Below are 9,498 nucleotides of genomic sequence, written 5' to 3'. Positions count from 1 at the left end.
GTCAGGCGCTGCGGGGGCGCGCCCCGCCCCTGGGCCGGCGGCTGGCCGGCGGCAGGCGGCGCGGCGCGGCCGGCAGGCTGCTGGGGGGCGGGCTGCTGGGTGGCGGCGCGCCCGGAGGACGGCGCCGGGGCGGGGCCGGACGGTGCCCGCGGCACGGCGCCGGGCGGCGGCCGCAGCACCTGGTCGGGCGCCAGGCTGGGCACGGGCGCGGCACCGCGGGGCGCGGGCGGCGGCACCGCCTGCTGCGGCGCGCCCAGGCTGGACTGGGCGGCCGCGGGCGAAGCCGCCAGGGTCAGGGCCAGGAACAGGAAAGGGGAGGCGAGACGAAGCCGGGCCATGCGCCGATCACGCCCGCAAGGCGCCGCCATGGTCAAGCACCCGCCTTGCATCGCAGCATTCTTTTCAACCATCACAGTGCCAGCATCTGCCCCGGGCCGACCGCTTCCAGAAAGGTGACGACGCCCGCGACCTCGACATCCCGCGCCAGGGCCGCCGCGTCCAGCCCCTCGGCGCGCAGCCCCGCCTCGCAGGCGATGCGCCGCACGCCCAGCTCCGCCGCCGCCGCCAGCAGCGGCCCCACCCCCGCCACGCCCCGGCCCGCCAGCAGCGACTCGCGCGGGTCCCGCGGCAGCGGCGTGTCGTGGCGCAGCAGGTGGCAGCCGCCATTGGTGGCGAACAGCACGGCCGGGCGGCCGATGGCGGCGGCGCCGGTGGCCAGCACCAGCGCGTAATGCGCCGCCTCGTGCCCGCCGGAGCGCAGCAGGATGCCGAGCGGCGGGCTCACGCCGCGCCCGCCGCGGGAAGGGGCGCCGCGCAGGCGGGCGCGGGCGCGGCGGCGTGGCAGGACAGGTCGCGGATGCGCGGCGCCGGGCCGCAGAGCGGGCAGGCCGGGTCGCGCCGCAGCCGCACGGTGCGGAAGCGCATGTCCAGCGCGTCCCACAGCAGCAGGCGGCCGGCCAGCCCCTCGCCGATGCCCAGGATCTCCTTCAGCACCTCGGTGGCCTGGAGGGTGCCCATCACGCCGGTCACGGCGCCGAGCACGCCCGCTTCCGAGCAGCTCGGCACCAGCCCGGGCGGCGGCGGCTCCGGGTGCAGGCAGCGCTGGCAGGGGTGATCCCCGCCGAGATGCGACTTGTAGACGGCGAGCTGCCCCTCGAAGCGCAGCACGGCGGCCGAGACCAGGGTGCGGCCCAGCAGGTGGCAGGCATCGCCCAGCAGGAAGCGCGTGGCGAAGTTGTCGGTGCCGTCGCAGACGATGTCGTAGCGCGGGATCAGCGCGGCCGCCGATTCGGCGTCCAGCCGCAGCGGGTGGACCTCGACCGCGACCCCGGGGTTCAGCCGGCGGATGGTCTCGGCCGCGCTGTCCGCCTTGTTGCGGCCGATGCGGCCCGTGTCGTGCGCCACCTGCCGCTGCAGGTTGGACAGCTCCAGCCGGTCGTCGTCGATCAGCCCGATCGTGCCGATCCCGGCAGCGGCCAGGTAGAGCGCCAGCGGCGAGCCGAGGCCTCCCGCGCCCACCAGCAGCACCCGCGCCGCGCGCAGCCGCGCCTGCCCCACCGCGCCCACCTCCTGCAGCAGGATGTGGCGCGAATAGCGGTGCAGCTCGGAATCGGAGAAGTCGAGTTCCATGGGCCCCATATGGGCGGGGCGGGCGGGCCGGCGCAATGGCCTCCGGGCCGCCGGCCGCCTCCCTGCGGGCGGGCCCGGCGGGAAGCGCCGGGCCTGTGTTCTTCCGGCGCATGTCCTTCCGGCGCGCGGGCCCTGGCGCGGGAGCGCCGTGGCCCGCGGCCCTCACCATCCTCCGGCCCGCCCGGTCAGGCCGGGCCGGAGGGCGTGCCTCACACCAGGTCGGGCACGGGCTCGACCACGGGCGCGAGCGGGCGGCCCTCGGCGATGCCGAACTCCAGGTAGTGCTGCAGCGGGTTGACCCCCGCTTCCGCCACGTCGACGTTGGCGGCCAGGTAGTCCTCGGTGGAGAAGGCCGCGCTCGGGTCGCGACCCTCGCCCGCGCCGTACTCCAGGTAGTGCTGCACCGGATTGATGCCGGCTTCCGCCACGTCGACGTTGTTGGCCAGGTAGTACTCGATGTCGAAGAAGGCGTTCGGGTCGCGGCCTTCCTGCCAGCCGAACTCGGCGAAGTGGCGCGAGGGATCGACGCCCTCCTTCGCCACGTCGGGGTTGTTCTGGAAGTAGAACTGGGCATCGACCAGCGGAGCCTGCGGGCCGGTGGCCTCCGGCGTGGCCTGGAAGGTGTCGCGCCCCTCGGTGCTGCCGAAGTAGAGGTAGTGGACCAGCGGATTGACGCCGGCCTCGGCCACGTCGACATTGTTCTCGAGGTAGAGGTCGCCGCTGAAGATGTAGCTGGGATCGCGCCCTTCCACCCAGCCGAACTCGATGTAGTGGGCCAGCGGGTCGATCTGCGCCGCCGCCACGTCCGGGTTCTGGTTCAGGTAGTAGCTGATGTCGAACAGGGCGTTCGGGTCGCGGCCCTCCTGCCAGCCGAACTCGGTGTAGTGGGCCAGCGGGTCCACCCCCGCCGCCGCCACGTCCGGGTTCATCGCCAGGTAGTACTCGGCGTCGAAGCCCAGCGCCTCGGTGGGGATGGGGGTCGGGGTGGGGGTGCCGTCCGGCAGGTCGACCTCGACCACCAGCGGCGTCGGGCTGGTCGTGGAGGGGTTGCCGGCGGCGTCGGTGGCCACGGCGGTGAAGCTGTAGCTGCCCTCGGACAGCGCGGCCGTGGTGAAGGACCAGTTGCCCTCGGCGTTGGTGGCGATGCCGGTGGCCAGTGTCTCCTCGCCGTTGAACAGGGTGATGGTGCTGAGCGGCTCGGCGGTGCCGGTGATGATCAGCACGGGCTGGGTGGAGACGCCGTCGCCGATCGGGCCCTCGCTGTTGGCGGCGGCCAGGATGACCGGCGGCTCCGGCGGCGTGGTGTCGGGCTCGGGCCCGGCCTCGAGCGTGATGGCGAGCAGGTTCGAGGAGGTGAGCGACTGGTTGCCGGCATCGTCGCGCGCGACGGCGCCGAAGCTGTATACGCCCGCGACCAGGTTCTCGACCGTGATGCTCCAGTTGCCCTCGGCGCCGGCCTCGACGCTGCCGAGATCCGCGTCCACGCCGTCCAGGTTGCCCTTGAGGACGACGATGCTGCCCGGCTCGGCCGTGCCGGAGAAGGTGAGCGCGCCGGCCACGCCCGTGGTGGTGACGGCGTCGCCATCCGCGTCGGTCACCGCGACGATCGCCGGCGCCGCCGGCGGCGTGACGTCGATCGCCGGATCGGGAGGGACGGAGGCGATGCTGAACGCGCCCAGCGCTTCCGCCGTGCTGCCCACCTGGATGTAGTAGGTCTGGCCGGCCTGGGCGAAGAACTGCACCGCCGGCGCGCTGCCCCCGTTGTTCGTCACCGCCTGCAGGCCGCCGACGGAAGGCACCGTGCCGGCGGGCGCGGACTGCACGATCACGCTGTTCGTCACGGGAGCGTTGCCGAGGCTGAAGGCCACCGGGGCGTTCTCGGTCGGCGTGAAGCTGTACCAGACCGTGCCGGCGGCACCGAAATAGTTGACCTCGCCCGGCTGCACGGTCGCCTCAGCGGTTGTGCCGGACAGTGGGGTGCCTGGAACGATGGCAATGGCGTTGGAGATATCGTCGTTGACTGGCGCTGGCATCTGTCACTTCCCCACCGGATTGAGTTGGCTCGGGGATTTAGGAGGCTGCGGGCGATTGACGTCAATCGCGGCTGAAAGGAAAGCGGCAGTATTTGCTGTAAAGATCTTGTTATTGCGAATGGAATCGCAGCACGCCCGGAGAGTTCTTGAGAAAATTTGCTGGATATTTGCTGAAACCGTTTCCGTCCGCGGCATTCCGGCCCGCTTCCAAGGCGCCGCCCCGGGCCATGAAACCTGTTGCGGGGGGGCCGGGAGGAAAGGTCCTTTCGCCTTCCGAAGCCCTGTCAGGCCAGGCCATCCTGCCCGTCCGGGGCCTGCAGGCCGGTGCTGCCGAATCCGCCGCTGCCACGGGCGGTGCCGGGCAGGGTCTCCACCTCGGACCAGTCGGCCCGGGTCACCGGCGCCAGCACGCCCTGGGCGATTCGCGTGCCGCGCTCCACGGTGAAGGGCGCGTCGCCGGCATTCATCACGATGACCTGCAGCTCGCCCCGGTAGTCCTCGTCGATCGTGCCGGGGCTGTTGGGCAGCACGATGCCGTGCTTCAGCGCCAGGCCCGAGCGGGGGCGGATCTGCAGCTCGTGCCCCTCGGGCAGCGCCATCACCAGACCGGTTGGCACCAGCGCGCGCGCCCCGGGGGCGATGACGAGCGGCGCCGTCACCGCCGCCAGCAGGTCGAAGCCGGCGGCGCCGGCCGTGGCATAGCCCGGCAGCGGCAGCCCCTCGGCATGGGGCAGGCGGCGGACGGCGATGGTGGCGCGGCTCATGCCGGCACCTCCCCCGCCATCCCGCCGGCTATCCCTTCGGCCCCGCCGAGTCGCGCGGCCACGCGGGCGGCCAGCCGGGCGGCCACCTCCTGCTTGGGCAGGCGGGGCCAGTCCTCCACCCCCGCCTCGGTCACGAGGTGGACGGCATTCTCGGCCCCGCCCATCACGTCGCCCGACACGTCATTCGCCACGATCCAGTCGCACCCCTTGCGCTGCCGCTTCGCCACGGCGTTGGCCACCACCTTCTCCGTTTCCGCAGCGAACCCCACCACCAGCGCCGGGCGGCGGGCATGGCCGGAAAGGGTGGCCAGGATGTCCGGGTTCAGCGCCAGCGCCAGGGGCGGGGGCGGCTGGCCGGGCACCTTCTTGAGCTTCTGCGCGGCCTCGCCGGCGGCGCGCCAGTCGGCCACGGCGGCAGCGCAGATGGCGGCATCGGCCGGCAGCGCGGCCTCGCAGGCGGCCAGCATCTCGCGCGCGCTTTCCACCCCCACGGCCCGCACGCCGGGGGGCGGCGGCAGCGCCACCGGGCCATGCACCAGGGTGACGCGCGCGCCCAGCGCCGCCAGCGCCCCGGCGATGGCGTGGCCCTGGCGGCCGCTGCTGCGGTTGGCGATGTAGCGCACCGGGTCGATCGGCTCGTGCGTCGGGCCGCTGGTGACCAGGACGTGCCGCCCGGCGAGCGGCCCGGCCGCCTCCGGCGCCAGCAGCGCGGCGAGCGCCGCGAGGATCTCGGCCGGCTCGGCCAGCCGCCCGGGGCCGCTTTCCGCCTCCGCCATGGCGCCGACACCGGGGCCCACCACCCGCGCGCCGCGCGCGATGAGCAGGTCCATGTTGGCCTGGGTGGCGGGGTGGCCCCACATCGCCCAGTTCATGGCGGGCGCCAGCAGGACGGGGCGGTCGGTGGCCAGCATCACCGTGGCCGCGAGGTCGTCGGCCAGGCCATGCGCCATCCTGGCCAGGAAGCTGGCCGAGGCGGGCACCACCGCCACCGCGTCCGGCATCCGCGCCAGCCGGATGTGGCCGATCTCCGCTTCCCCCGCGAGCGACCAGAGATCCTGGTGCACCGCCTCGCCGGCGATGGCCTGCAGCGCGTGGGGGGTGACGAAGCGCGCGCCCCCCGCCGTCAGCACGGGCGTGACGCGGGCGCCGGCCTTGCGCAGCAGCCGCGTCAGTTCCAGCGCCTTGTAGGCGGAGACGCTGCCCGAGACGACGAGCAGCACGTGCCTGCCCGCCAGGGTGGCCCCTGCCTGGGTCACACCCCTACAGCTTCCAGCCGGTGTGGATGGCGACGATGCCGCCCGAGAGGTTCTGCCACTTCACCCGCTCGAAGCCCGCGCGCTCCATCATGGCAGCCAGCGTCGGCTGGTCGGGGAACATGCGGATGCTCTCGGCCAGGTACTGGTAGCTCTCGGAATCCTTGGCGATGCGCGCGCCGATGGCGGGCAGCGCCTTGAAGGACCAGGCGTCGTAGAGCGGCCGCAGCGCGTCCACCTCCAGGCGGGAGAACTCCAGCACATGCATCCGCCCGCCCACGCGCAGCACGCGGAAGGCCTCGCGCAGCACCGCGTCCTTGTCGGTGCAGTTGCGGAGCCCGAAGGCCATGGAGACCTTCTCCACGCTGCGGTCCGGCAGCGGGATGCGCTCGGCGTCGGAGCAGACATAGCTCAAGCCGTCCGCCAGCCCCTTCTGCAGGGCGCGGTTCTGGCCGACATTGAGCATGGCCGCGTTGATGTCGGACAGGATGACCCGCCCCGCGCCCCGCTTGCGGGCGAGGAAGGCCACGTCGCCCGTGCCGGCGGCGAGGTCGAGCAGCGTCTCGCGCGGGCCGGCGGCGATGGCGGCCACGAAGATCTGCTTCCAGGCGCGGTGCAGGCCGAGCGACATCAGGTCGTTCATCACGTCGTATTTCGGCGCGACGCTGTCGAACACCTCCCGCACCATGGACGCCTTGGCGTCTCTGGGCACTTCGCGGAAGCCGAAATCCGTGGTCTGGGTCATGCCGCCAAGATAGCGCGATCCCGGAAGCCGGGAAGCCTCGGGGTGGCGGATTTCTCCGCCCCTCCCCCTGCCTCCCCCTCCGCCGTCACGCCTTGCGCCCCCGCCGCAGCACCTCGCGCAGCTGGAGCGCCCCCAGCGCCTGGGTGGCGCCGAAATAGACCGCGACCCCCACCGCCACCAGGGTGCCGAGGATGGCCAGCCGCACCGGCCCGGTGCCGGTGCCGGGGGGCGGGAAGGTGGCCAGCATCAGCCCGCCCACCACCGCCGCCATCAGCGCCGCCGCCAGCACGAGGCGCCAGAGGTTGCGGCGCAGCCGGCGGTCGGCGGTGAAGTGGCCGCGCCGCGCCAGCAGGCCCGCCAGCAGCGAGGCGTTCACCCAGGCCGCCAGCGAGGTGGCCAGCGCGATGCCGACATGGCCGATGAACTGCGTCAGCACCAGGCTGAGCGACAGGTTCACCGCCACCACGGCGATGCCGATCTTGACCGGGGCGGCGGTGTCGCCGCGGGCGAAGAAGCCGGGGGCGAAGGCCTTGATCAGCACGAAGGCCGGCAGGCCGAGCGCGTAGGCCCGCAGCGCCTCGCCCACCAGGATGGCCTCCTCCGCGCCCAGCGCGCCGCGCTGGAACAGCACGCGCACGATCGGCTCGGCCAGCGCGATGAGGCCGGCGGCGGCGGGCAGGGTCAGCGCCAGGGACAGCTCCACCGCCCGGTTCATGCTGCGGTGGGCCGAGAGCGGCTTGCCGCCGCGCAGCTGGCGTGACAGCACCGGCAGCAGCGCCGTGCCCACCGCCGCCCCCACCACGCCGAGCGGGAGCTGCGCCACGCGGTCGGCATAGGTGAGGAAGCTGATGGCGCCCACCGGCAGCAGCGAGGCGATGAAGATGTCGATGGCCAGGCTGAGCTGGGTGACGCTGGCGCCCAGCACCCCCGGCACCATGCGCCTGAGCACGGCGCGGGTCTCGGGCGTCAGGCGGGGAAAGGAGAGGAGGGGGAAGCCCATGCCCACCTTGTGGCAGGCCACCACCACCAGCACGAGCTGCGCCACGCCGGAAAGGGCGACGCCCCAGGCCAGGGCGTGGGCCGGCGTGGCCACCACGGGAGTGAGGGCGAACAGCGCGCCGATGGCGAAGAGGTTGAACAGCAGCGGCGCGCCGGCGGCGAGGGCGAACCTGTCCACCGCGTTCAGCACGCCCGAGACCAGGGCGGTGAGGCAGATGAAGACCAGGTAGGGGAAGGTGATGCGCGACAGCTCCACCACCAGCCCGAAGCGCGAGGGGTCGTCCACCAGCCCGGGCGTCAGCACCCGCATCACCTGCGGCATGAAGACCATGCCGAGGCCGACCAGCAGGGACAGCCACAGCGTCATCAGCGTGGACATGCGGGCGGCGAGCTCGCGCGCGCGCTTCGGCCCCTCCAGCGTCAGCGTGCCGGTGAAGGCGGGCACGAAGGCGGCGTTGAAGGCGCCCTCGCCGAACAGGCGGCGGAACAGGTTGGGCAGGCGCAGCGCGATGAAGAAGGCATCGGCCATGGGCCCGGCGCCGAGGGTGGCGGCGATCAGCATGTCGCGGGCGAAGCCCAGCACCCGGCTGGCGAAGGTCCAGCCGCCGATGGTCAGGATGTTGCGCAGCATCTGGGTCGGGCCACCTGGAACAGGCCTGGGCCGGCCAGGCGGGAAAGGGGGCCGGGGCGGGGCGGCCCCGGCCTGTCAGGGGATCGGGCGGGGGCGCGCGCGGCGTCGGCGCGCCCCGGCGCTCAGGCGTTGCCGGCGGGCGAAACGAAGCCATCCGGGCCGGTGCCGCCCTGGGCCTGCGGCGCGCCGCCCTGGCCGCGGCGGGACTGCCACAGCGCCACGAAGTCGATCGGCGAGAGCATCACGGGCGGGAAGCCGCCATCGCGCGTCACGTCGGCCAGGATGTTGCGGGCGAAGGGGAACAGGAGGCGCGGGCACTCGACCAGCAGCAGCGGCTCGACGAGGTTGGGCTCCACGTTCAGCGTGAAGATGCCGCAATAGGACAGCTCGGCGATGAAGGCGGGCTGGGTGCCGCCATTCGGCGCGGGCGCCTGGGCGTCGGCGCGGATCTGCAGCTCCACCTCATAGACGTTGCCGCCCTGCTGGAGCGGGCGGGCCTGCACGTCCAGCGCCAGGTCGATGCGCGGCTGCTCGCGCAGCGTGGCGAAGATCTCCGGCGCGCCCGGCACCTCGAAGGACAGGTCCTTGGTGTATTGCAGGTTCAGCAGCAGCGGGCCGGGCGGCACGGCGCCGTTGGGGCCGTTCGGGGCGGCGTTGTTCTCGGGAGGAAGCTGGGTGTCGGACATGCGGGCCCCTGATGCGGTTGCCGAAAGGGTCGGTGGGCGGGTCCTGCCCGGGTGCGGCGGGCGGGGGCGGCGGGCGGGCGCGGCGCGGGGCCGGGCCGGCGCCGCCGGGTTCGCGGCGCGGGGTAGCACGCCGCGCCCGGTCTGTCACAGTTCGGTTAAGGGCGGCTCAGCCGTGCCGCCAGCTGATGCTGGCCGGGGCGGGCGCGGTCGGGTCGCAGCGCAGCCACTGGCCGTTGGCCACCGATTCACCCGTCATCGACATGATGAACCCCCAATGGGTGACGACCACGGTGTGCGCCCAGTCCTCCAGCGCGCCCATCTCGGCGCGGAACAGGCGGGCGCGGTCCTCCACCTGCGGGGCGGGCTCCTCAACGGCCGGCCACCACACCTCGTCGATGTGGGAGAAGTCCAGCTCCGGCCAGCTCATCGACAGGGCGGCGCAGGGCGAGCCGATGTCGCAGGAAAAGGCGTAGCGCTCCCGCACCAGCGGGTGGACCAGCACCGGCAGGCCGAAGCGCCGGGCCAGCGGCGCCGCCGTTTCCAGCGCGCGGGTATAGGGGCTGGCGATGATGCGGCGGATGTCCTCGCCGGCCAGGGCCTGGGCCGCCTGCTCGGCCTGGTGGCGGCCGAGGATGGTCAGCTTCGGGTCCTTGATGCCCGGATCCCGGCGGGTCGCGCTGAAATGCAGGTTGAACTCGCTCTGGCCGTGACGCAGCAGGATCATCGCGGAACTCCGGAGGAAACAGGCTGGAGGTAAC

The 9,498-nt window shown here is 73.6% G+C and carries 9 protein-coding genes and 1 pseudogene; all 10 read right to left on the bottom strand.

The window, feature by feature from the left end:
• Positions 1 to 338, bottom strand: a pseudogene (locus CR162_RS19330) (hypothetical protein); the annotation flags it as partial.
• A gap of 71 nt (positions 339 to 409) precedes the next feature.
• A complete protein-coding gene (locus tag CR162_RS19325; RefSeq protein ID WP_099097155.1) occupies positions 410 to 784 on the bottom strand; it encodes a DsrE family protein in 375 nt (124 codons plus the stop codon).
• A complete protein-coding gene (locus tag CR162_RS19320) occupies positions 781 to 1,638 on the bottom strand; it encodes a HesA/MoeB/ThiF family protein (protein ID WP_099097154.1) in 858 nt (285 codons plus the stop codon). The genes CR162_RS19325 and CR162_RS19320 overlap by 4 nt, the downstream gene beginning before the upstream one ends.
• A 200-nt stretch (positions 1,639 to 1,838) precedes the next feature.
• A complete protein-coding gene (locus CR162_RS19315) occupies positions 1,839 to 3,662 on the bottom strand; it encodes an Ig-like domain-containing protein (RefSeq protein ID WP_141563248.1) in 1,824 nt (607 codons plus the stop codon).
• Between the two features lie 284 nt (positions 3,663 to 3,946).
• Positions 3,947 to 4,426 (bottom strand): dUTP diphosphatase, encoded by a 480-nt coding sequence (gene dut, locus CR162_RS19310; protein ID WP_099097152.1) that lies wholly within the window; start codon positions 4,424 to 4,426, stop codon positions 3,947 to 3,949.
• Positions 4,423 to 5,682, bottom strand: coding sequence for a bifunctional phosphopantothenoylcysteine decarboxylase/phosphopantothenate--cysteine ligase CoaBC (gene coaBC, locus CR162_RS19305; RefSeq protein ID WP_245870500.1), 1,260 nt, complete (start codon positions 5,680 to 5,682; stop codon positions 4,423 to 4,425). The genes dut and coaBC overlap by 4 nt, the downstream gene beginning before the upstream one ends.
• Positions 5,683 to 5,686: 4 nt before the next feature.
• Positions 5,687 to 6,424, bottom strand: coding sequence for a class I SAM-dependent methyltransferase (locus tag CR162_RS19300; RefSeq protein ID WP_099097151.1), 738 nt, complete (start codon positions 6,422 to 6,424; stop codon positions 5,687 to 5,689).
• Positions 6,425 to 6,509: 85 nt separating this feature from the next.
• A complete protein-coding gene (gene murJ / locus CR162_RS19295) occupies positions 6,510 to 8,054 on the bottom strand; it encodes a murein biosynthesis integral membrane protein MurJ (RefSeq protein ID WP_099097150.1) in 1,545 nt (514 codons plus the stop codon).
• 122 nt (positions 8,055 to 8,176) lie between these two features.
• Entirely contained in the window at positions 8,177 to 8,740 is a 564-nt protein-coding gene (secB, locus tag CR162_RS19290; protein WP_245870499.1) for a protein-export chaperone SecB, read from the bottom strand.
• A 166-nt stretch (positions 8,741 to 8,906) separates the two neighbouring features.
• The gene (locus CR162_RS19285) at positions 8,907 to 9,464 is read right to left on the bottom strand and encodes a histidine phosphatase family protein (protein WP_099097149.1); all 558 of its coding nucleotides are present in this window, start codon (positions 9,462 to 9,464) and stop codon (positions 8,907 to 8,909) included.
• Positions 9,465 to 9,498: the final 34 nt, after the last annotated feature.

The organism is Teichococcus rhizosphaerae, assembly GCF_002631185.1.
Taxonomy (GTDB): Bacteria; Pseudomonadota; Alphaproteobacteria; order Acetobacterales; family Acetobacteraceae; genus Pseudoroseomonas; species Pseudoroseomonas rhizosphaerae.
This window is presented reverse-complemented; position numbering and strand designations above follow the sequence as displayed.